Origin of the sequence: Microcoleus sp. MOSTC5, from assembly GCF_036701825.1 — a bacterium.
Lineage (GTDB): Bacteria > Cyanobacteriota > Cyanobacteriia > Cyanobacteriales > Microcoleaceae > Microcoleus > Microcoleus asticus.
Genome location: NZ_JAUBRK010000043.1, coordinates 20,859 through 44,167 on the forward strand (window position 1 = coordinate 20,859; position 23,309 = coordinate 44,167).

The window sequence follows — 23,309 nt, forward strand, 5'->3', positions numbered from 1 at the left end:
TTAATTTAACTTCATAATTATCCGCAGTTGCTTCTAAAAATGTAAAGTTTAGTTGCAGGTACTTGCGCTTCTAGAAGAAGGTGATAAATTAATAATATGAAGCGAACAAAAAGCTTCTCCGACAGATACAACCTCTAGATACCACAGCGAAGTTCACAATAGAATCTAAGGAGTAAAAACGCTGTTTAATCTCACATCTGTCTCATTAAAAACCAATAGCAGCACCCACCAACAAAGCTGATAATTCCTCAACTAATTAGAGGGGAGCAATGCAACTGAATCCGAGGATTATTGCAACTCCACATCGAAGTTGAAAAAAGAGGAAATCACTCGGTACATATGGCTGGGTGCTGTTGTTGTTAAAGTTGTTGTTAAAAGAGATTTTCGGTTTGTGATGTTTTTTTCAGTAGAGGCAGAGCCTCTAGATATGCGTTACCGGGCAGAGCCGGGTAACAAGCATACAAGGAGAAAAACTAGAAAATTACTGGAAAATTGTCTCGTCTTCCTTTCGCCACGCGGGATCGACGATACAAATAAATATTAGCGGCTCTGTGCCGCAGTTGTAAATAAACTGCTTGGCGTTTGGAGGAATGTAAACTGCATCTCCGGCTTCCACGAATTGATTTTCGTCGTCGATGTGCATTTCTCCAACGCCGCTGAGGATGTAGTAAACTTCAGAAGTTGTCAGGGAGTGCAGCACAGAAGTTTGTCCCGGTGGCAAAGCGGCGTGCGCTAAACTGTAACGCAAATCCACAGCTTGTTTGTCTGGATGCAGCAATTCTCGCAGTTGAGTACCGTCGCCAGCAATAAACTCCTCGCAGGCATTTAGCTTTTGAATTAGCATTCTTTCCACACTCCTGAAAATCTCTTTACCACAACTTAAGTTTAATTGAAAGAGCCAGAAATGTTAAGAAATATGTAAAGTGGCGACCGGATTTTTTAACCGTAAATTCCCGAATGCGATCGATAATCAGGACAGTCGATCGCATCTTCAGATAAAGCTATAGTAGGCTGAACGGGACACTTGAGGTGGTAGTCGCCGGTGAAAAATACGCAGTTAGCACAAGGGATTTGGTGCATCCTCTGAGCTCGACGCATCGAGTCGGTAACAGTACGCCCGACACTCAAACACAGCAAAAAAACTAAGCCCCAGGCGGACACAAAACACAGCGGGACTAAAACAGGCTGTATTGCCTTAAGCAAAAAGTAAAGCATAGCAAGAAAATTCAGCGTTAGAAGCCACACATACATTACAGTAGTGGAATTGCCGATCGATCGACCAAAAAGTTTAGAATCCTTTACAGCTCGATCGAGAAACCGGGAATTATGGCATGATAAGGAACAGTCCTTAAATAAAATTAGAGGAAATCAGCTATGACTCTGCGATTAGGCGATACAGTTCCCAACTTTACCCAAGCTTCGTCTGAAGGGGAAATCAATTTCTACGACTGGGCTGGGGATAGCTGGGTCGTGTTGTTTTCTCACCCGAAAGACTATACTCCAGTGTGCACCACAGAACTCGGTGCAGTGGCCCGTCTAAAGTCTGAATTTGAAAAGCGGGGCGTCAAAACCATTGCCCTCAGCGTCGATGATGTGGATTCTCACATGGGCTGGATTAAAGATATTGAGGAAACTCAAAATGTCACCCTCAATTATCCGATTTTAGCAGATGGCGATCGTAAAGTCTCCGACATTTACGACATGATCCATCCCAACTCGCTGAACAACTTAACAATCCGCACAGTTTTTGTAATTGACCCGGAAAAGAAATTGCGTTTGAGCATTACTTATCCGGCTAGCACTGGTCGGAATTTTAATGAAATTTTGCGAGTAATTGATTCCTTGCAACTTACAGACAAATACAGCGTTGCGACTCCGGTTGATTGGAAAGATGGCGACGATTGCGTCATCGTACCTTCGATTACCGACCCCGCAGAGTTGGCAGAGAAATTTCCCAAAGGCTACACGCCTGTTAAGCCTTATTTGCGGATGACTCCTCAGCCGAATAAATAGGTTAAATTTACGCAATGTTTGCAGTCAGGACTTCAGTCCTTCCCTCTTTTTTGAGGACTGAAGTCCTCACTACCAACAGAGAAATTATGCAATCTTGTTTGAGACTTTAGATTTCAGGAAAGGCAAAATGCTGTCATCTCCGATCGTATTGCGAATGCCGCCAGAAATGCAAATGACAGACGACGAGTTTTTCGAGTTCTGTCAATTAAATCGCAACTTGCGAATTGAACGCAGCCAGGAGGGAGAAATACTATTATTGACTCTCGTTGGGGGAATCAGCAGCAACCGCAATGCTATTTTAACTGGAGAATTGGGAATTTGGACAAAGGGAGATGGAACTGGCATTGCTTTTGCTTCTTGTACGGGATTTACTTTATCGATCGACTCCGTGCGATCGCCTGATGCTTCCTGGATTAAACTGGAAAGGTGGAATGCTTTATCAAAAGCACAGGCAGAAAAATTTGCACCAATTTGCCCTGACTTTGTAGTTGAACTCAGACCCGATTTTGAGGACTTAAAGCCATTGCAAGAAAAAATGCAAGAATATATGAGAGAACCAGGAGTGCAGTTAGGCTGGTTGATTGACCGCAAAAATCGCAGAGTTTATATTTACCGTCCCGGTTTGCCAGAGGAATGTTTGGAGAATCCGGCTACAGTTAGCGGCGACCCCGTTTTGCCGGGATTTGTTCTGAATATGAGCGAGATTTGGTAAGCTTAATATAGGAGCAACGATCGAGGAAATCAATTATGTTGACATCAACAATTGTGTTGCGAATACCACCAGAATTGCAAATGACAGATGACCAGTTTTTCGAGTTCTGTCAAATCAATAGTGAGTTACGCATTGAACGCAACAAATCGGGAGAATTGCTAATTATGCCCCCTACTGGTTCGGAGACGGGAAACCGAGAAGGTAATATATTTGGACCGCTGTGGGTTTGGGCAGAACAAAATGGTACTGGTTTAGCGTTTACTTCGAGTACAGGATTTACTCTGTCAACAGGTGCAGAAAAGTCGCCGGATGCTGCTTGGATAAAATTGGAAAGATGGAACGCTTTGTCACCAGAACAAAAGCAAAAGTTTGCCCCGATTTGCCCGGATTTTGTAGTAGAGCTCAGGTCTGCTTCTGACAATCTCAAGCCATTGCAAGAAAAAATGCAAGAATATATGAGAGAACCAGAAGTGCAGTTAGGCTGGTTGATTGACCGCAAAAATCGCCGCGTTTATATTTACCGTCCTGGTTTGGCAGAGGAATGTTTCGAGAATCCGGCTACAGTTAGCGGCGACCCCGTTTTGCCGGGATTTGTACTCAATATGAGCAAGATTTGGTAAAAGTGGTAGCAATAAATATCAACTTATTGTAAAAATTAATAAGAGAATGCAAACAGGCAAAAAATATGGATATCAAAAACGGCTTTGTAGGCACAATCGGCAACACGCCACTAATTCGCTTAAACAGCTTCAGCGATGAAACTGGCTGCGAAATTCTTGGCAAAGCAGAGTTTCTCAATCCCGGCGGTTCCGTTAAAGATAGGGCTGCTTTATACATCATCAAAGATGCAGAAGAAAAAGGCTTGCTGAAACCGGGCGGCACGGTTGTTGAAGGCACTGCCGGCAATACTGGCATCGGTTTGGCACACATTTGCAACGCTAAAGGTTACAAATGTTTGATTGTGATTCCCGATAACCAATCTCAAGAAAAAATCGATGCTTTGAAAACCTTGGGCGCTGAAGTTCGGACTGTTCCCGCTGTTCCTTACAAAGACCCAAATAATTATGTCAAATTGTCGGGAAGATTGGCTGCGGAAATGGAAAATGCAGTCTGGGCAAATCAGTTTGACAATTTAGCCAATCGCCGAGCTCATTACGAGACAACTGGCCCGGAAATTTGGGAACAAACAAACGGTAAAATTGATGCTTGGGTAACAGCTACGGGTACCGGCGGTACTTTTGCTGGGGTAGGAATGTTTTTGAAAGAAAAAAATCCTGCTGTGAGAATTGTCTTGGCAGACCCGATGGGCAGCGGGCTTTACAGTTATTTCAAAACAGGGGAAATTAAGACTGAAGGCAGTTCGATTACTGAGGGAATTGGCACCACTCGCGTGACTGCAAATATGGAGAATGCCCCGGTAGACGACGCCATTCAAATTGACGATACTGAGGCGGTCCGGGTGATTTACCAACTGCTGAGAAAAGAAGGGCTGTTTATGGGCGGTTCTGTGGGGATTAATGTGGGGGCGGCAGTGGCTTTAGCGAAGCAAATGGGGCCTGGACATACGATTGTTACGGTACTCTGCGACGGCGGGGCTCGGTATCAGTCGCGTTTGTTTGATCGACAATGGTTGACTTCCAAAGGCTTGTCACCAGATTAATTGTAGGGTGCGTTCCGGCGCACCTTAAAATCTGGGCATATATCAAATTAGAGTATATATTTAGAGTATATATGCGCGCACATATTCCCATGATAAAAAATAGCATATAGGTGGCAGACTGTCAAGTAAAAAACATGAAAATCATCGAATATTCTAGGCGAGTTCTTGTTTGCCAAAACCGCACTTGTCGCAAGCAAAGTGCAGCAAAGGTACTGGCAGCTTTTCAGAAATTGTCGCCCTCAGAAGTCGAAGTTGTTGCTAGCAGTTGTTTGGGACAGTGCGGCAACGGGCCGATGGTGTTGGTGCTGCCAGAAGAGGTTTGGTACAGCGGTGTTTGCCAGGAGGAAGTTGCGACAATAACTGAGCAACATTTGCGAGGAGGAAAGCCAGTGGAGAGGATGCTTTACCGCAAGTTTCACGAGCTTTCTCATTAGTCGATCGCCCGCGTTTAAAATTCTTCCGCAAACAACCGGCGGAGAATTTCCGTGACTTCGGCGCAAAATCTGGCATCGAGTTCGATCGCCAAGCGATCGACACTGCTGGAAGCGCCTACAGCTTTTTCGGCCCGCAAAGTCATGGCTAAAGTTCTGAGTTTTGCCGGCTTTCCCGCCGCCTTCGGCCGTTCGTCAACAAACCGCACTAAAGCCACATAAACTGTTTCTAGGGTTCCCCTGATCGCGCTCAGTCCGTAACCCAATTTTGAGATAATTACTGGAGAAGTGATGAGGCTATCCATCCCCAAAGTTTTAATTGCTACGTCCACATATCGAGCGCTGTCATGTCCCATTGCTCTGACAATGCTTTCTAAGCTGTTCCACTGAGATGCTTTCATGCGCGATCGCTGTTCGATATGGAAGTGCCATCCTAACATAGAAATTAGCCTGGTCAAGTCATAAGCAGATACGGAATTACTTTGTTTGGTGCTGTTTACTGCGGCATTTAGCAGCACTTGTTTTTTGCTGATATCGAATATTTTTGGGTTGTTGAGATAAGGGATTTCGCCGTAATCGCCGCGAAAAATTAGATCGTGATTGCCAGTAGCGCTCTTCAGCCATTGCTCTAGTCCTATGCGAGTATCGAAGCGTTTGAACATCGCGGCTAAGGAGTTTGAACTTGCTATATTTGAGGCATAGCTAATCATATCTTTTGCTACATCGTAAAAGTAAAAATCGTGTTTTTGCCCGTTGCCATCTCTAACAACGCAGTTGTCAATGTCGCAGTCTGGATATTTGCTATTTATTTGACTGACGATATTAAGGAGTGCGATAATTTTAGTGGCACTCCACTGCTCAGCATTGGTAAGTGCGTTTTTTCCCAGCCACTGTGCCTGAATTTTGCCGTCTACAAAAGTACCAATGCAAACGCAGGCTTGTTTGATTTCTTCGTGGAGAAAACTTAAAGCTTGAGAGTTAATTTGAGGTAGTTCTCCCAGGCTGGGAAACGGGGTAAGTTTGAGGGGATTATTGGGTCCGGGAATATAGCTAATTACTTTTAAGCCGTCGGGTTTCTGTTTGAGATAATCGGGATAGTTTTTTATTGCTTGTTGGTAAGGGGAGTTTTCAATGCCCCGGTCTAAAAAGGCTAGTTTGTTTATATTAGATTTGGCATCTATTTCCATTTGAAGGTAGTTTTTGAAGATGCGCGCTCGGTCTTTTGCGAGTTCGAGGGAGGTGAGGTTCATGATAATAGTTGGCAGCTTGTTACCAATAAGTAAATCACTATACTAGGATTTACGCAAACAAACCGGGTTGCTATGCAAAAATTTGGTTTGGAAAACGAAAATTTTATGAATAACCGGGTTTCAGAGAGTAACTGCGTCCAGGACTATATATCTGAGCTCGGGCATTGCGCTCAAGCTTTTTTACCGCGTACTTGAATGCGTTTGTCGGTTTTTTGTTTCTTAATCCAAGAGACAAATTTCTGGAGTTCAGGGTCATTTTTGAGCTTTTCCAGGGTGTTGAGCTCTTGGGCGAGGTGTTTGTTGTCAAATAGAGAGTGAATCTGGCGGTGACAAGCGGAGCAAATGTCGATTGTCGGGCTGGGATCTTCGTTTTTCCGCTTGGTGTTTTGTTTGGGGATGAGGTGATGGGCGGTTAATGCTTCCATTTGTCGATCGCACAATTCGCACTGCATAATTTTCTCAATGCTGCTGGATAGGAGAATTGCTACTTTTAGTTTAGCGCGATCGGCTTTGATTCATGTGAATGAAGCTCGATCGCACTCTCCAAACAATAAAAAACCCCCAAAAGGGGATCATACAAATCTCTTGCGGCAGAGGCCAAAAAGCCTCTGGCATCACAAAATATACAGCAACAAAAACAAAACAATCCAAATCACATCCACAAAGTGCCAGTAAATCTCAGTCGCTTCGATTCCGAAGTGGTGCTCGCTAGAATAGTGACCTTGCGCGCGCGATCGCCACACCACCGCCACCATCAGCAGCACTCCCAACGTAACGTGCAAGCCGTGAAAAGCAGTCAAAACGTAAAAGCAACTGGCATACAAATTCGTCGTCAAGCCAAACTCTAAATGAGTGTATTCGTAAACCTGACCGAACAAGAAAACTGCGCCCATAGCAATAGTTACGAGCAGCCAATTCCGCATTCCGGCGGCATCATTTTTTTTGATTGCAGTATCCGCATTGTGAATCACAAAACTGCTAGCAATCAAAATCACCGTATTAATTCCCGGCAGCAATAACTCTCGCGCCGGCGTACCTTCAGGAGGCCACACGGGGGCCATCGCCCGATAAATCAAATACGCGGCAAACATACCGAAAAATATCATGCCTTCAGCGCACAGGAACACAATTACACCTAACATTCGGTGGTCGGGATGCTCCACACCGTGTGCTTCTACCTCAGCCTCGTGGTGGTAATTCAGGGCTGTTTTTGCCGGATCGATCGCTGGACTTTGCATAATAAATTGCTAGTTGGTAATGGGATGTTGAAGGAAGAAGGAAGTTCGGCAACGGATTCTGTAACGGATGTAACGGATGTAACGGATGTCAGTCCGATGGAAGTCGGAAGAAGGAAGAGGGAAGAGGGGAAACAATTTATCCCTACATTGCGGGTGTGCTGTTGCTGTCAAAAGTCATTTGTCCCAAGTTCTCATATTGCGACGAGCAATAACTAATAACTAATGACTAATGACTTTTGACTGGTGACTGATGACTGATGACTAATAACTATTCGCCATCTTGACTTTCATCAGCAGGAGAATCATCATCTATCTCTGATTCAGGAGCGACCAAAGTTGCAGTACCGCCAAAGAAAGTTGAAGCTTGAGCCTCCGCAATAGGAATACCTGTTTTCTGGGCGTTGCGGGTGGCATTTTCCCTCAGTTTGAGCCTGAGACGTTCCCCTGTATTCTGAATTTTCTCCATGCCGTAATCGTAAGGGCCTGTTGCCAATACCGGCACTCCTTCAAAATTTTCGATCGGGGGCGGCGAAGTCGTCATCCATTCCAAACTCAAAGCTTGCCAAGGATTGTCACCTGCTTTCGGGCCGTACCTCCAGCTCCAAATCACATTAATGATAAAGGGGATTGTAGACACTGCCAGCATATAAGCACCGACAGTACAAATGACATTAATTGTGGTAAATTTCGGGTCGTACATTGCCACCCGCCGAGGCATTCCTTGCATCCCCAAAGCGTGCATCGGCAAGAAAGTTACAGTAAAGCCAACATAGGTTAAAACAAAGTGAACTCTACCCCAAAATTCATTAATCATCCGCCCCGTCATTTTGGGGAACCAGTGGTAAAAAGCAGCGTAAATTCCAAACACTGAGCCGCCAAACAGCACGTAGTGCAGGTGAGCGACGACAAAATAAGTGTCGTGAACGTGAATGTCGAAAGGTACGGAAGCTACCATGATCCCGGTGATGCCGCCGAGCACAAATGTTGAGATAAAACCCATCCCAAATAGCATCGCGCTGACAAGCCGGAGTTTTCCTCCCCAAATAGTTGCCAACCAGCTAAATATTTTAATCCCAGTTGGTACGGCGATGATCATAGTCGTGATCATAAAAAACATCCGCAGCCAGCCGGGAGTGCCGCTGGTAAACATATGGTGCGCCCACACGATCAAGCCCAAAAAGCTGATCGCGAGACTGGAATATGCGATCGCCAAATAACCAAAAATTGGCTTGCGGGAATGCACCGGCAAAACTTCTGAAATTACCCCGAAAAAGGGCATAATCATAATGTAAACTGCCGGGTGCGAATAAAACCAGAATAAATGCTGGTAAACGATGGGATCGCCGTTGCCGGTCGGGTTAAAAAATGCCGTCCCCGCTAACAAGTCAAACGACAGCAAAATCAAAGCTGCGGCTAACACTGGAGTAGCAATCAAAGTCAGCGCTGAAGTCGCAATCATCGCCCAGCAAAACAAAGGCATTTCATTGAGACTCATGCTCGGAACGCGCATGGTAAAGATGGTAACGGCAAAATTCACCGCCCCCAAAATCGAAGAAGTTCCGAGAATCAAAACGCTGAGAATCCAAATTTCTTCCCCGGCTTGAGCAGTAACTAAGCTCAAAGGGGGATAGGAAGTCCAACCCGCCTGCGGAGCTCCTACCAAAAAACTGCTCAACAGCAACACGCCGCCTACGGGAATGAGCCAAAAGGCGATCGCATTCAGCCTGGGAAATGCCATGTCTTGTGCCCCAATCATTAAGGGGATCAAAAAGTTAGCAAATCCGGCTCCGGCGGGTACGATCCACAGGAATATCATCACCGTCGCGTGAACAGTAAATAAACTGTTGTAGAGTTCGGGGGTGACAAAATCGGCGTCGGGGGTGGCGAGTTCTGTTCGCACCAAAGTTGCCATCACGCCGCCGATTAGATAGAAAATAAATGTTGTTACCAGGTATTGAATACCGATGACTTTGTGGTCGGTATTAAAAGTGAAGTAGTCGCGCCAATGTCTATCGGCGGGAGCTGTTCCGCGAGCCTCAGTGTTGGCACTTTCTTGGAACTGTGCTTGTGTCATAGTTATTAGTCATTAGTTATTAGTCATTAGTTATTAGCTCAAGATAAAAGGCCAAGTGCCAGGAACTAATGACTATTTTTAGTGATGAGTTGGGTGAAGTTGTTCTAGGGTTTCGGAATTAATTTTTATTTCCCTGACGTAGGGAGCCAAAAATTCACCGTCTGACAATTCCCCAGGATTGAGTGCAACTGCTTGCTCTAAGTTTTGACTGCTAGCAACTTGCTGGCTTTGCAGCCAACTGTCGAATTCTTCGGGCGCGTGAACGACTGCTAAAGCTTTCATCGCTCCGTGATAAGCGCCGCACAATTCAGCACAAACAACCCGGTATTCGCCGGTTTTAGTTGGTGTAAATCTCAGTTCGCTCGGCCGCCCGGGAATTGCATCTTGTTTGAGGCGAAATTCCGGCAGCCAAAATGCGTGCAGCACGTCTTGAGCTGAGATATTTAGCTGTACGTCGCGGTTGACTGGCATATGCAGTTCGCCAGAACTAACACCGCTTTCTGGATAGCTAAAAATCCAGGCGTACTGCAAACCTGTGACATTTACAACTAAGTCTGCTGGTTTGTCTTCATTTTCTGGGGAAGCGCCTACGCCTAAAGCATAGAGTTTTTGAGACGGAATTTGAGGGGCGTTTTGCGGTGTATCTGAGAGTGTGGCTGCGATCGCACTTCCCCGCATTTTAGAGTGCGCTTGCATGGTGCCGTGGTCGTGATTGCCCATCGGATCGAGGCCTCCCATTGAGTTGTAAATCTCAAAACTGTAGACTCCGATTCCTAAAATAATCACCGCCGGCACGGCTGTCCAAAGAATTTCTAAGGGAAAGTTGTCATGCCAAGGTGGGCCATCTGTGTTGTCTCCTTGACGACGGCGATATTTAATTGCAGCAACGATGAGAATTCCTTGGACCATGATAAATAGTCCAGTGGAAATGGTCATCATTGTATTGAAGAGCGCGTCTATGTCGGATGCTTCGTCAGAGGCGGCGATCGGCATCAAACCGTGATTCTGCCCGTACCAGAGACTGATCAGAGTCACTCCGATGCCGGCGAGCATGGTGAGGATGGAACTTGGAATGTTCACGCTGGTACTTCTTAATAGCGACACTTCTTCGCTTGAAAAATGAAAGAAGCGCCTCTGGGTTATCAATTTTTAATTGTAAATGGTATTTTTAGTAAAAAGTCTATCTTAAGGGTTACTTAAGGCTTAGTATGTTTGACTGACCGATCGCCCGTACACACAAATACGTCTTTTGTACCTTGACAAAAGTGATAAAAAATGGTAAGCAATCGCTTTGTTTGGCTGCTAAATTTGAGATTGTTTCTCAAACACCATCAAATGCTGCTGGGGCAAGATATCTTTTGTCTCTTTCCATACTAAACCGACGGCTGCCATTTCTTTTTTCACCTGCTTCTGCGTCATTTTGTGCAAACCTTTAATGGGAATCATCGGGTTTTCGCCCCGATACTCGATCGATACCGTGCGGCCTCCCGGTTTGAGTGCTTTCACAATTCCTTGCATCATTTCTCTGGGATATGCAAATTCGTGATAAGCATCCACCATCACAACTAAATCTACACTGTTTTCGGGCAAATTCGGATTGTCAATACTTCCCAAAACTGGCTCAACGTTAGCAATATTTTTTTCTTGTTTATTCAAATTAATAAAATTAATCATTTCCGGCTGCACGTCAACTGCTAAAACCTTTCCTTGTGGAACTAAGGGAGCGATGCGAAAGCTAAAATATCCCGTTCCCGCTCCTATGTCGGCTACAATATCGGTTGGTTTTAAATCGAGATTGTTCACTAATCGAGCTGATTTGTCTTCCATGCCGCGAGACGGTCTTTCCAGCCAACTAGCGCCTTGATATCCCATGACTTGGGCAATTTCTCGACCCATGTAAAATTTGCCTGTGCCGTCGGGATTGTGGACGGTTCGCTGCTGATAAATGGTGTCGCCATTTGCGGTTTTACTTGCTGCTGCTGTGCAAGCGTTCTGCGATAACAAGCAAATTATTGTTAAGAGAATTGCTGTTAAGGGTTTAATTAATTGTGCGGCTTTTTTCACGATATTTCTGATTTTGTGTTTAATTTTTTCTCGTTTCTCGTTCCCTGGATATGCCTCGATAATATCGAGAATAGTTCAATATTTAGCTGACAGCGGATTCTAACAGTTTGATTGTACCCGAATTTGAGTCGATTTCGACTTGTTTGCCGATCGGCAAAGTGAACTGCTCCCGAATGTGCCCCACCATTGAACCATACCACGCAGGAATCTTCAAGGGGCGAATCTGGTCTGACAATACTTGAGGTAAGCTTAGGGACTCTTGGGGTTTTTCAGCTTCGCACTTGGTACACTGTCCGAAAATAAAACCTGATATTTTATCGAGAATGCCCGCTAATTTGAGCTGCGTCAACATTCTATCGATGCGATAAACCTCTTCGCCAACTTCCTCGACAAACAAAATACTGTTTTCCCATGTCGGTAAATATGCAGAACCCACCATTGCTGCTATTACTGATAAATTGCCGCCGATTAGTTTTCCCCTAGCTGTGCCGCGCCAGATTGTTTCAACTTGCAGGCTTTTGGAGTTTTGCAGCGTAACAGAGCCTCCCTCAAACAAAACTTTTTTGACGCAATCTACTGTAAAGGGACTCCAACTTGAGGCACCTAAAGGGCCGTGAAAAGTAACTATATTAGTTTTAGCATAAATCGCCAATAACAGCGCAGTAATATCGCTGAATCCCATAATAATTTTGGGATTGTTGCGGATAATATTGTAATCTAGGAGCGGCAATATTCTACCGCAGCCCCAGCCGCCCATCCCGGTAAAAATAGCTCGCACTGAGTCATCAGCAAAGGCTGCGTTGACATCGGCGGCGCGATCGGCATCCTTGCCTGCTAAATAGCCGTAGCGGTCGTAAAAATGCTCTCCCAATTTAACTTTTAAACCCAGGTTATCCAGAACTTTGAAAAATGGCTGCACTTCTTTTTCGTAGTTGAAAGCGGCAGGATTGATTAAGGCTACAGTATCGCCGACTTGCAGGCGGCGCGGCTCGATCGCAGTTTTGGGAGATAGGTTGGTTTGGGCGATCGGCAAAAGCTGAGTACCAATAGCAGTCAACCCAAAAGTTCTGAGCAGAGCGCGGCGGCGGAGAGTCATAGCTGTTAGTTAATTTTTGCTATAATTGTATAGCAAAAATTATGTCATATCAGTTAAAACTTGCGAGTTTCAAATGAAAACCGACACTCAAATCTCAGCTAAAAAATCTTGGGCTCAAGCTTTAGCCCGTCCGGCTGCGGAATTTCCGCTGACTCAGCTATTGGTTAAAAGCGGTAAAATTCCCGCAGGATTGCGGGGAACTCTCTACCGCAACGGGCCCGCACGTTTGCAACGCGGCGGCATGAATGCGGGACACTGGTTTGACGGCGACGGTGCAATTTTGGCAGTACATTTTACCGATGTCGGTGCTGCTGGTGTTTATCGCTACGTGAAGACAACGGAATATCAAGCTGAGGAAAAAGCTGATAAATTTCTCTACTCTAATTACGGCATGACAGCACCGGGTCCTGCGTGGTTGCGCTGGACTAAATCTGTTAAAAATGCTGCCAATACTTCAGTTTTAGCTTTGCCCGATCGCCTTTTAGCTTTGTGGGAAGGCGGCTGGCCTCACAGCCTCGATTTGCAAACTCTGGAAACTCAGGGAACGGACGATTTAGGAAGTTTAGAGAGTGGATCTTCTTATTCCGCTCACTACAAGCGCGACCCGATTACTGGCAATATTTTTAACTTTGGAATTACACATGGTGCCAGTACAAAGTTGAATCTGTATAAAAGCGATCCTACAGGCAAAATTGTGCAACAAGCAACTGTTGCTTTAGATGGACCTCCGATGCTCCACGATTTTGTTCTGGCTGGAAAGTATCTAATATTTTTTGTGCCGCCAGTACGAGTAAAATTTTTGCCAGTGTTAGCTGGAATCAGGAGTTACAGCGACTCTTTGGAATGGAAACCAGAGTTAGGAACGCAGATATTAGTAGTTGACTCTGAAACTCTCTCTTTAGTTAGTCGCGGCGAAACCGAACCTTGGTTCCAGTGGCATTTTGCTAACGGTTTTGTCAAGGAAGATGGTTCGGTGGCCGTTGATTTAGTGCGCTTGGCTGACTTTCAAACTAATCAGCGCCTGAAAGAAGTAGCGGCGGGTGAAACTCGCACCGATGCAGAGGGGACTCTGTGGCGGGTGCATCTCAATCCTCTGACGGGCAAAGTGACAGCAACAGAAGAATTGTTGGATCAACCTTGCGAATTTCCGACGGTACCTGCTTCAGAAATAGGGCAAGACTCGCGATATATTTATCTGGCAATGTATCGGCCTGACATTGATATTGTAGCGGAACGTTACGGTACGATCGCCCGTTTTGACACGCAAAGCCGCCATCTCACAATTGCCGACTGTGGCAAAAATCGCTATCCCATAGAACCCATCTACGTTCCAGATATTTCCTCGGAGAAAGGTTGGATAGTAACAGTTATTTATGACGGCAATTCTGATAGCAGCGAAGTCTGGATATTTGACAGCGACGGACTTTCCCGCGAACCTGTTTGCCAGCTAGAATTGCCCGGAGTCATACCTTTGGGCTTTCACGGCACTTGGAAATCTGCCGTATGAGAATTGTGTAAAGAAGTGTTGCGGAAGATTTATTAAAAATTGTTGCCGCTTTAACTTCTAGTTGTTAAGGTGTGTGTAGATAGGAAATTCTCATATCTAGGAGGTGTGGAATTGATCATCTGCATTGCTCAATTATCCTGTGCCGATTCGCGCGAATCCCCGGCGATTGTAAGTCGCGACTGCACAGGATATCGTCTGCCTCTGCGGACTAAAAAAAGAGGGCTAATTAAGCCCAAACGAATAACCAATCCAGGCGAATATTCCCGGCGAATTTATTCGCGGCTACACAGGCAAAGTCCGCCGACGCGGACTGAATAAAACCAATCCCCGGCGAATTTATTCGCGGCTACACAGGCAAAGTCCGCCGACGCTAACTGAATAAAGAGCGGTACTAAAGCCAGCTTTGGCATGATTCCCGACTAGGTTTTCTCATCTCACGTTTGTCTGCTTGCATGAGGTTAAGTGACCAGATATTTGACTGATTCCTGGCAAACTAAAAGTTTAGTTCAACTCACGCGCACGTTAGCGATTCAACAGTTTTTGGTTTTGAGTTAACCCCACAAGTAAATGAGGTCTATCGAAACAAGATAGCCTTTCCCAAAATTATGGATTATGAGTTGTTACCGCCAAAACATTCAACTCATAACTGATAATTCACAACTCACAACTCATAACTCCGTGCCGCGGTGAGCATCAACCAAAAGGTTTAATCTATGCAACTTCAAGGAAAAACAGCTCTTGTTACAGGAGCTTCGCGCGGAATTGGGCGATCGATCGCCCTGGAATTAGCGAGACAAGGAGTCAAACGTTTGTTGATTGTGGCGCGCAACCGCAAGCAATTAATTGAACTGGCAGAGGAAATCGATGTTTTTGGCACCGAAATAGTGCCGTTAGCTTTGGATTTAACTCAGTCAGTAGCGGTGAATATTGCGATCGCCCAAGCTTGGCGAGATTGCGGCCCGATTCACCTGCTAGTCAACTGTGCGGGCGTCGCCCACCAAGCATCTTTCTTGCGTTCCCCACTCCCATTAATCGAGGAAGAAATCGCCTTAAATTTGCTGGGAACCTACACAATTACCCGCTTGATAGCTCGGCGAATGGCGACTCAAAAAGAAGGAACAATTGTCAATGTTTCGAGCTTAATGGGAAAAATTGCCGCTCCCACAATGGCGACTTATTCTGCTACCAAATTTGCCATTTTGGGATTCACCCAAGCTTTACGCAGCGAGTTAACTCAGTACAATGTTCGAGTGACAGCTTTATTGCCCTCTCTAACAGATACCGACATGGTGCGAGACTTGGAACAATTTCGCTGGGTAGTACCCACAACTCCCGAAAAAGTTGCCCTAGCACTTGTCGCGGGATTGCACAAAGATGCGCCAGAAATCTTAGTAGGATATCAAAGTCATCTAGCAGTTTGGTGTCACCGAATTGCTCCTTGGCTGCTGGATTTTGTGTTGCGGATGGCGACTCCAGAACTTCGGGATAAATCGCGCGATCGCAAATTGCGGGAGGCTTTAGCTAGCGGGCGATAAACCCTTTTATGGGCGGGCTTTCCGGCCCACCCCACAAGAAAACTCATTCTTTGTGGAACGGGCTCTGGGGCTTGTTCCACAAAGAATGGTGCCAGATGTAAGTTATAGTTGATAATATTTAAATTTATCTTGAGTTGCCAAAAATGAGCGATAAAAAATCATTTATCAATAATAAAGGTAGCCAAAAACAAAAATCCTCTCTACCTCCAAATTCTCTGGTTGAATTAGCCTCAAATTGGCGGATAGCTTGGGGGAAAACAGACGCGATCGCAGATAATACAGCGTGGCGAGAAGGTCAAATTGCTATTATTTGCTCAAACCCAACTGTTCAGAAAATTCTAAGTCCCTCAGAAAAATTTGCAGTTGTCGGCGATATTTGGCTGAGCAACCGATTAGAATTGCTGGAAAGAGTGGGGATTACTGCTAATAGTTGGCAGGGCTGCGATCGCCAATTAGTCGCTCAACTGTGGGAACGCTGGGGAGTTGAATGCTTGCCGCTGCTGGCGGGTATGTTCGCGTTTGCGGTTTGGGACAGAGAAAGGCAAGTTTTGCGGCTGGTACGCGATCGCGCGGGTGCGCGAACTCTTTACTACACTGATGTTGGCGCGACTCGCTGGATTGCTCCTCAACTGCGGGCGATCGCACCCTACCATTCAAGGGCGATCGACCTCGTAGCGCTGCGAGATTACCTCTGCTGCTCCTTTGTTCCGGGCGATCGTACCCTCTGGCAGCAAGTGCGAGAACTGCGCCCAGGAACCGTTTTAAGCTTCCCTGACGAGACAATTTCCGCTTACTGGGAACTCCGAGAACAAGTTGTCGAGGCCGAACAATCTTTAGAATGGCACGGCGCAAGATTGCGCTCTCTTTTAGATGAAATTGTCCGAGAATATTTGCCTGCAAATAAAGCTGTAGGCGTCTTTCTTTCCGGCGGGTTAGACTCTAGCTGCATCGCCGCTTTAGCTGCTAAATTTCACGATCGACCGGTTCACACTTACTCAATTCATTTTGGTGCAGAATGCGCCAACGAATTAGAGTTTTCCAGTCTAGTCGCCCGACACTGCCAAACTCAACACCACATTTTAGAAATTACCTTTCGGGATATGTGGGAAAAATTGCCAGAAACGATGAGCTATTTAGACGATCCGATCGGCGACCCCCTGACAGTGCCAAACTTGCTATTAGGAAAATTGGCGCGAGAATCTGTCGAAATTGTCCTCAACGGCGAAGGTGGCGACCCCTGTTTTGGCGGACCAAAAAATCAACCGATGCTAATTAACAGCTTGTACAATTCTCTCACTAATTTGGATGCGCTGCCAGCATATTTGATGTCCTTTCAAAAATGCGCTGCGGATTTGCCTCAACTTTTAAAACCGGAAATTTTAGCAGCGGTAAAAACAGAACCTTCGGTATTTAGCGCTGATTTGAATAGCAGCGGCAGTTATCTAAATCGATTAATGGCATTAAATATTAAATTTAAGGGAGCCGACCAGATTTTGACGAAAGTTAACAACTTGACTCAAGCTGCTGACTTGCACGGGCGATCGCCTCTTTTCGACCAGCGAATAGTTGACTTGAGCATGACTGTGCCGCCGGAATACAAACTCTCGGGAGTTGTGGAAAAAGCTGTATTAAAACAAGCGGTTGCAAACCTTCTGCCCGCTCAAATTTTAGACAGGCCCAAAAGCGGGATGCTGGTTCCAGTACAGTTGGGATTTAAGAAGTTTTGGCAACGAGAGGCTAAGGGTTTGCTGCTGTCGAAAAAAGCTGCGATCGCTCCTTATTTCAACCAATCTTTGATAGGTCAATGGCTAGACTATGAAGGAGATACCTGGGGGCGTTACGGCGTTAAACTGTGGCTGTTGGCGAGTTTAGAAATTTGGCTGCAAGGTAATAAGTAATATCAAATCGGCTTAATTGCGCATTATATCTGTAGGGATACGGCAGTGCCGTTTCCTTATCTGCACGGAAACGGCAATGCCGTTTTCCTACCTCACAGGATATTTGCGCGGACACGGCATTGCCGTTTCCCCACAAACCTCAACCAAAACTGTCAACAACATAAATAGAACTATCCGTGCCGCCTAGCAGAATCAAACTGCTGTCATCACTGCCTAAATCTCGACTGCCGGCAATTCCTCGATTCAAAATTTGAATCAGTTTTTGAGGGCTAAACGATTCCAATTCTACATAATTACCTAATTCCAACCACTCCAATTCTTCAGCGGATAAATCTTGGCGAATTGCTGGCGGCAGTTGTACAGCATCTCGTGCCGAACTCTCAGAACTTAGAACACACATATTGTCGCCAGCCGCCATAATTTGCCTGGGCAGCAGTCCGATATCAATAATTAGCGCGCTGCTATCTGGGAACCAATTAGGACTGGTGCGCAGTTGGTTAACTAAACCAATTCCTCTGGGAGTGCAATCGTGCAAAGCGTACACTTTTAAGTCGGGATTTCGGCGCAGCATTTCCATAGTTGTGTCGAAGATACTTTGCGGATATCCGGTAATGCTGAGGACTGCACAGTTGTTTTCAAAGTGAAAATTGTTGGCGATTAAAAATTGGGCAATTTCCGGGCGATCGCACACAACTAATCTATCAAAACTGTAAGCGCTGACATCGGGACTAACGGCGGTATTTCCATTTAGAGCGCGGGGAGGCTGCAGCAATTTAGTCATAGAGTTAATTGCTGTCCAAGTATTAAGCCAACCTTGAAACTGATTTAACTCAATAGTAAATTCTTGACTATTTGCAGGTTTTTTGTCAATTTTTCTGCTTCCAAAATAGATAGATAGCAGTCCGATAGCGCAGCTCGCTAAAAACAGTGGGAAGGAACTTGATAACAGACTTACACCAATTCCGCACACCAGAACTATTCCTCCCCAAACTTGCAAAGTATTTGCAAAGTTCTGGCGTTGTTTGTACGGATACTTCCTAGAACGGCTAGCCGTAAAAGTTCCTGCAATTAATAAACAATTGATCGCAAACATTACCAAAATGAAAGCTATACTCCCTCCCGAAAATAGATTGGGTGTTAAGATAAGAACAAAGATACCCGAAACTATATTAATAATTACGTATCCTGGGATTGTGTAGAGCAGTTCATCATTTTTTGGTCTCGATCGCTTGTCTAAAAGGTAAAATAACTGCTTAGGAGTAAAAAACAGCGTATCATTAACCGAAATATCTGCGATCGCCTTGGCAAACATGGGGTCAGTTATTTTGACACCAGTCATTGAAGTCGGTTCAAATGCAAACTTATGCCTGCATCGTACACAGCGGCCGCTATTTGCCGTGCGATCTTTTAACTTATTGTCAGTATGGCAGTTAATGCACTTCATAAACGTCTCCTAATGATGATTCAAAAAACTTGATTTGCTAACAAAATGCTGTAACCTTCTCTTTGGCGAATCACGCGATGCTGGTTATTTTCTAACAGCACTTCCGCAGGTCTGGGGCGGTGTAAAAAGTGCGATGACATGGCATAGCCGTAGGCTCCCACATCTAAAATAGCAACGATTTCCCCGATCGCCAAAGCCGGCAGTTGACAGTTTTTCCCCAAATAATCCCGCGAATAAGTAGTATTGCCACAAACATCAGTAAGATGTAGAGAATCCCGGCAATTCCAGGTATAAATCTCTCGATATCCGCCGTGAACTGACGGCACTGAAAGATTAGCAACAGTAGTATCCACGCCGACAATTTGTTTGGCTTCTTGCCATTTTGTCGAAACAACTTGAGCGAGCAAAGTAGCACATCCTGCTACAACCGATCGCCCTGGTTCAACTATTAGCTGAATTTCGCGATCGAGTTGGCTAATTTTGCTGGTTAATTCTGCTCCGAACAGTTCCCAGTCAAAGGCTGTACCCCCGCTGCGGTAAAGATAGCCAAAACCGCCGCCAAAATCGAGATATTCCCAATCTGGCAATTGCTGGGCTGCGGCAATTATAGTATCAATTACTTGAGTAAAAGCTGCGGTAGAATTAGTGCCGGTACCGCGATAAAAATGCAATCCGCTAAGCTTTAATCCGGCTTTTCTAGCGAGGGCGATCGCCCCTGGGAATTCAGTCGATCGCACTCCAATTCGACTCTCTCCCGTTAGTTCGGGCAAATTCAGTCTCAAACCCAAACTGGGCGGTTCTAAAATCTGTTGGTTTTCCCTGAGAGATTGATAAACTTCACAGCACAACTGCAACTGAGCAAGACTGTCGAAATTCAGAGTTTTGACACCCCATTTGAGAACTTGTGCCATCTCATTTCGGTGCAAATTGCTGCCGCTGTAAACAATGTTGTTGGGCGCAAAACCTGCCTGACTTCCTAAATAAATATCTCCCGGTGTATTGGCGTGCAGTCCCCACCCGCAAGCTTGAAAAATTTGCAGCAGTGCGATGTTGCCGTTCGTCACGCTGGCAAAACAAAATTGAGTTCGCGGATAGGAAATTGCCTTAGTAATGCGGGCGATAGTCCGGCGCAAAATATCGCTTTGATAAACGTAAAGCGGCGAACCGTAGGTAGCTAATAACTCTTGGGCTAGGGAAAGAGTAAAAGGCGGTTCTTTGAGAATTGATTTGCGATCGGCGATTGTTGACATAATGGTAAAGTAGATGTTTGTTTAATTAGCAATTATCCCAAATCCAGCTTTCATACCTCACTTATTCTTTAGTCCGCGCAGGCTGAATTCGTTTGTGTAGACGCGGTTTCAACCGCCGAGGAATAAAGGTAGTAGCGTTTATTCTGCCCACCGCTGGCGGTAGTTCCAAACCGATCGAGGCAACCAAAACGGATGATTCCAAGATTTGTTTTTCACTTCCTCGCCTAAGATTTGCGCTCGCCAAATTTGCCACATAATTAACAGCCAAATAATTTCGCCAATGCGGCGGCCTTGAATTCCCGCTGCGAATTTGCCGGACACAATTTGAGCTGCTAAATCGGGTTGCCAGCGTTTCTCTGATAGCAGCACGGCAGGGTTCAACCAATCGCCAATTTGATGCCAAAATTCATTAAAACACCAAGAGGTTAAGGGAACCCCCATACCCCGTTTTTCCCGCCAAACTATTTCCGCAGGCAGCCAATTTTCTACGGCTCGTTTGAGGATGTATTTCTCGCAAGCACCCCGCAAACACAATTCTCCTGACAGTTTAAACGTCCAGTCTGTTAAAGCAAAATCGCAAAAGGGCGATCGCACTTTCAGACCAAAAGCTAGAGCTAAATTAGCAGCGCGGGGATGGATGTTCTGCGCGCCTTTGAGCATCAACCCCGCGCGGCGGAGGCGGTGCAGTAAAGACCCGCCTAAAGCAGGATTAAGAGCCTCTAGCAGCCAATCTTGAGGGTGCAAATTCTGAATTTGAGTGTAAATTTGCGGCTGGTAAACTTTAGTTTCGTATCCCCACATCCGGTGAAAAGTTCGCAGGTATTGCAGGGCAAAAGCTTCGTCTCCGGCTGGATTTGCAGCTTGATAAATACCCGCTGCAATCAGGGGTTTATTCGTCCATCCCGCAAATAACTGATCGCCGCCTTCGCCGTTGAAAACGAGATCGGTTTCTTGACTCGCAGCTTCATTTAAAAGGTACAGCGGCACTGTAACTCCGTCGCCAAAAGGCAAATCTAAAGCTTTCACAGCAGAATGCAAAACTTGTTTAATCCGGTGCGGCCTGGCATCTACTTTTACTAAGGGAATTTTCAGCGAATAGGCAACTTGTTCTGCCCAAGGATATTCAGGAATTCCCGCTTCGCCAAAGTCGAGAGTATAAGCGCGCACTTTGACTCCGGCTTTTACTAATAAAGCTGCGACAACTGAGGAATCTAAACCGCCTGATAGAAATACTCCGACTGTTTCACTGCTGTTTATATCGGCAATTTGACGGTGAACGGCATCTTTAAGTAAGTTTTGTAATTGTGCGATCGCTTCTGCTTCGTCTTGTATTTTTTCTGAACTTTCTCCCCATTCCAACAAGCGTTTTGATTGGGTTTCAAAAATGACACCAGTATCTCGATCGCACTCCCAAGTCAATTCGGTTCCTGCGGGAACTGCGAATACATTTTTGACCGGAGTTAAAGGAGTTGGGACATAGGAAAAACAGCTATAGCCGTACAAACCGGGAATGCTGACATCTGGCTGTTCGCAAATATTTAACAGCAGTTGCAATCTCGATGCAAACCAAATACTCTGCCCGATTTGCGTCCAGTAAAGCGTTACTCGCCCGAAGGGTTCCCGTCCTAAAATCAGGCAATTTTCTCGAACGTTTACCCAGACATCAGGTAACAGCAAACCGTTAGCTGATGGATATGTAGATAGTCCAGATGCTGAAAGGGCGGCGATTTGCAAAGTACGTGAAGCGTAGCTATCCCGCAGGGAATCGCTCTTTTTGGTCGGCAACCTTGGCGCGCCATCGAGTTCGGTACTAGCAACATTCCAAATTGGATGATTTTCGCTGCCTGCGGTGGAGAAACTGGAATAATCCTCGACTTTTTGAACTGGAATTTCTCTGGCAGACTGGCTGATAATTTTCGCCAGCAGCGCGTCTGATTTGTGGCGAGAGTCGCAGCCCCAGTATCCTAAAAATTGACGCGGTTTGTTGGTAATTTCCATATTAAAATCTATCCATAGGCGAGTTTTTTATAATTATTTAACTTCAAAGGATGCACTGCCGATCGCACGACTTTCAACGAACATTTTAACTTGCCAATTTCCGGTAGCAGCAGCAGTACCAATTTGGTAGCGGCATTGAGTATTCCAGATAGGTTTGTCGATTTCGCGAGTCTGATAGCGGTTTTGTTTGACAACTTGACCGCTGGGGTCAATCCAATCGCAAGATAACGACAGTTTTTTCCCTATCGGTGCATCTTTCAAGGTAGTACGATAAAATATTTCAGGATTATTTTGGCGGGAAATAACTGTCAAATTGCCACCATCATCCTGCACCGAAGTTATGCGGTTTTCTTGAATTGAAACGCGATCGATCGCTTGTCGGTTTTGCTGAATGTAGAATCCGGTAATTGCGATCGCCCCCGCAGCAGCCGCAGCCAATCCTCCTGCAATCCACCGATTTCGCCGCTGCTGCTGGGCCAGTGCTTCCCGACGCTGCAACTGGATTAAAGCTTCATTTAGCAACTCTGGAGGCAAGCCCAACTCCTGCAAAATTTCTTTGACTTCTTCGGAATCAAGTTCAGATTGCCGGAGGTTAGAAAGGCGTTCTACTTCAGCTACTATTTGCTTTAGTTGAGTTTGAGTCAGTCGATTTTCCATATATTAAGACGCGGTAGGAGTTTTTTATGCGACTTACTGACCCCAGTTAATTAACATTTTAAAACTGGCTGAGCTTCAAGTCAATTCATAAGTTTCATAATTTTGAGTTCATAAAAGTCATACAGCAGATTCCACGTTTATGAAATACACCCCGATCGCTCTTCGATCCCCGTAGGGACACTCCAAGATCCCATTGGTGTCAACTTAAGCTTTTAGTCCATCAGTCCTCCCGCCTACCCGGCAGTCCGCCAGGGGTTGAAACCCCTGTCTAATAGCTAAAGTCCTCTGAAGAGGACTCATGAGTTTAAAAATTCTTCTTCTCAGTCCTCTTTAGAGGACTTTAGCTTTGAGGCAGGGAATTCATTCCCTGTCGGACTGTCGGACTACCGATTGAACGTTAAAATTAGTTTAAAAATTCTTCTTCTCAGTCCTCTTTAGAGGACTTTAGCTTTGAGGCAGGGAATTCATTCCCTGTCGGACTG

At 45.5% G+C, this 23,309-nt stretch carries 22 protein-coding genes; 9 read left to right on the top strand and 13 right to left on the bottom strand.

Annotated elements, in window-relative coordinates; translation table 11 throughout:
* Positions 1-481: 481 nt before the first annotated feature.
* Positions 482-844 (bottom strand): cupin domain-containing protein, encoded by a 363-nt coding sequence (locus QUA54_RS22455; protein ID WP_333416356.1) that lies wholly within the window; start codon positions 842-844, stop codon positions 482-484.
* Between the two features lie 95 nt (positions 845-939).
* Positions 940-1,215, bottom strand: coding sequence for a hypothetical protein (locus QUA54_RS22460; protein ID WP_333416394.1), 276 nt, complete (start codon positions 1,213-1,215; stop codon positions 940-942).
* Between the two features lie 159 nt (positions 1,216-1,374).
* Here QUA54_RS22460 and QUA54_RS22465 point away from each other — a divergent pair, with 159 nt between their 5' ends.
* The 5 genes from QUA54_RS22465 (at position 1,375) to QUA54_RS22485 (ending at position 4,819) form a co-directional block, all read left to right on the top strand.
* On the top strand, positions 1,375-2,013 hold the full coding sequence (locus tag QUA54_RS22465) for a peroxiredoxin (protein ID WP_172185516.1): 639 nt from the start codon (positions 1,375-1,377) through the stop codon (positions 2,011-2,013).
* Positions 2,014-2,140: 127 nt separating this feature from the next.
* A complete protein-coding gene (locus QUA54_RS22470) occupies positions 2,141-2,725 on the top strand; it encodes a Uma2 family endonuclease (protein ID WP_333416357.1) in 585 nt (194 codons plus the stop codon).
* 35 nt (positions 2,726-2,760) lie between these two features.
* Positions 2,761-3,345 carry a Uma2 family endonuclease gene (locus QUA54_RS22475; protein ID WP_333416358.1) on the top strand — a complete coding sequence of 195 codons (585 nt, stop codon included), beginning with the start codon at positions 2,761-2,763 and terminating at the stop codon, positions 3,343-3,345.
* Positions 3,346-3,410: 65 nt separating this feature from the next.
* Complete coding sequence (locus QUA54_RS22480) at positions 3,411-4,385, top strand: cysteine synthase A (protein WP_333416359.1); 975 nt, start codon at positions 3,411-3,413, stop codon at positions 4,383-4,385.
* A gap of 134 nt (positions 4,386-4,519) precedes the next feature.
* The gene (locus QUA54_RS22485; RefSeq protein ID WP_333416360.1) at positions 4,520-4,819 is read left to right on the top strand and encodes a (2Fe-2S) ferredoxin domain-containing protein; all 300 of its coding nucleotides are present in this window, start codon (positions 4,520-4,522) and stop codon (positions 4,817-4,819) included.
* A gap of 14 nt (positions 4,820-4,833) precedes the next feature.
* Here the strand turns inward: QUA54_RS22485 and QUA54_RS22490 are convergent, their stop codons facing one another.
* From QUA54_RS22490 to QUA54_RS22500, 3 genes are all read right to left on the bottom strand, one after another.
* Positions 4,834-6,066: a hypothetical protein gene (locus tag QUA54_RS22490; protein WP_333416361.1), complete on the bottom strand. Its 1,233-nt coding sequence runs from the start codon at positions 6,064-6,066 to the stop codon at positions 4,834-4,836.
* Positions 6,067-6,236: 170 nt separating this feature from the next.
* Positions 6,237-6,518, bottom strand: coding sequence for an HNH endonuclease (locus tag QUA54_RS22495; protein WP_333175565.1), 282 nt, complete (start codon positions 6,516-6,518; stop codon positions 6,237-6,239).
* Positions 6,519-6,680: 162 nt separating this feature from the next.
* On the bottom strand, positions 6,681-7,304 hold the full coding sequence (locus QUA54_RS22500) for a heme-copper oxidase subunit III (RefSeq protein ID WP_333416362.1): 624 nt from the start codon (positions 7,302-7,304) through the stop codon (positions 6,681-6,683).
* 6 nt (positions 7,305-7,310) lie between these two features.
* Here QUA54_RS22500 and QUA54_RS22505 point away from each other — a divergent pair, with 6 nt between their 5' ends.
* Positions 7,311-7,520 (top strand): hypothetical protein, encoded by a 210-nt coding sequence (locus tag QUA54_RS22505; RefSeq protein ID WP_333416363.1) that lies wholly within the window; start codon positions 7,311-7,313, stop codon positions 7,518-7,520.
* A 52-nt stretch (positions 7,521-7,572) separates the two neighbouring features.
* Here QUA54_RS22505 and ctaD read toward each other — a convergent pair whose 3' ends face one another.
* From ctaD to QUA54_RS22525, 4 genes are all read right to left on the bottom strand, one after another.
* The gene (gene ctaD, locus QUA54_RS22510) at positions 7,573-9,378 is read right to left on the bottom strand and encodes a cytochrome c oxidase subunit I (RefSeq protein WP_333416364.1); all 1,806 of its coding nucleotides are present in this window, start codon (positions 9,376-9,378) and stop codon (positions 7,573-7,575) included.
* Positions 9,379-9,456: 78 nt separating this feature from the next.
* Positions 9,457-10,458 (bottom strand): cytochrome c oxidase subunit II, encoded by a 1,002-nt coding sequence (locus QUA54_RS22515; RefSeq protein WP_333416365.1) that lies wholly within the window; start codon positions 10,456-10,458, stop codon positions 9,457-9,459.
* 222 nt (positions 10,459-10,680) lie between these two features.
* Positions 10,681-11,442 (bottom strand): class I SAM-dependent methyltransferase, encoded by a 762-nt coding sequence (locus QUA54_RS22520; protein ID WP_333197935.1) that lies wholly within the window; start codon positions 11,440-11,442, stop codon positions 10,681-10,683.
* 82 nt (positions 11,443-11,524) lie between these two features.
* A complete protein-coding gene (locus QUA54_RS22525; protein WP_333416366.1) occupies positions 11,525-12,538 on the bottom strand; it encodes an LD-carboxypeptidase in 1,014 nt (337 codons plus the stop codon).
* 73 nt (positions 12,539-12,611) lie between these two features.
* Here QUA54_RS22525 and QUA54_RS22530 point away from each other — a divergent pair, with 73 nt between their 5' ends.
* The 3 genes from QUA54_RS22530 (at position 12,612) to QUA54_RS22540 (ending at position 17,478) form a co-directional block, all read left to right on the top strand.
* Positions 12,612-14,045, top strand: a complete 1,434-nt coding sequence (locus QUA54_RS22530) for a carotenoid oxygenase family protein (RefSeq protein WP_333416367.1) — start codon at positions 12,612-12,614, stop codon at positions 14,043-14,045.
* A 713-nt stretch (positions 14,046-14,758) separates the two neighbouring features.
* A complete protein-coding gene (locus QUA54_RS22535) occupies positions 14,759-15,580 on the top strand; it encodes an SDR family NAD(P)-dependent oxidoreductase (protein ID WP_333416368.1) in 822 nt (273 codons plus the stop codon).
* A gap of 143 nt (positions 15,581-15,723) precedes the next feature.
* Positions 15,724-17,478, top strand: coding sequence for an asparagine synthase-related protein (locus tag QUA54_RS22540; RefSeq protein ID WP_333416369.1), 1,755 nt, complete (start codon positions 15,724-15,726; stop codon positions 17,476-17,478).
* Positions 17,479-17,617: 139 nt separating this feature from the next.
* On the opposite strand, the gene QUA54_RS22545 is transcribed toward QUA54_RS22540, so the two are convergent.
* The 4 genes from QUA54_RS22545 to QUA54_RS22560 form a co-directional block, all read right to left on the bottom strand.
* Positions 17,618-18,922 carry a hypothetical protein gene (locus QUA54_RS22545; RefSeq protein WP_333416370.1) on the bottom strand — a complete coding sequence of 435 codons (1,305 nt, stop codon included), beginning with the start codon at positions 18,920-18,922 and terminating at the stop codon, positions 17,618-17,620.
* Positions 18,923-18,942: 20 nt separating this feature from the next.
* Positions 18,943-20,172, bottom strand: a complete 1,230-nt coding sequence (locus QUA54_RS22550) for a decarboxylase (protein ID WP_333416371.1) — start codon at positions 20,170-20,172, stop codon at positions 18,943-18,945.
* A gap of 138 nt (positions 20,173-20,310) precedes the next feature.
* Positions 20,311-22,170, bottom strand: a complete 1,860-nt coding sequence (locus tag QUA54_RS22555; RefSeq protein WP_333416372.1) for an asparagine synthetase B family protein — start codon at positions 22,168-22,170, stop codon at positions 20,311-20,313.
* A 33-nt stretch (positions 22,171-22,203) separates the two neighbouring features.
* Positions 22,204-22,827 (bottom strand): DUF3859 domain-containing protein, encoded by a 624-nt coding sequence (locus tag QUA54_RS22560; RefSeq protein ID WP_333416373.1) that lies wholly within the window; start codon positions 22,825-22,827, stop codon positions 22,204-22,206.
* Positions 22,828-23,309: the final 482 nt, after the last annotated feature.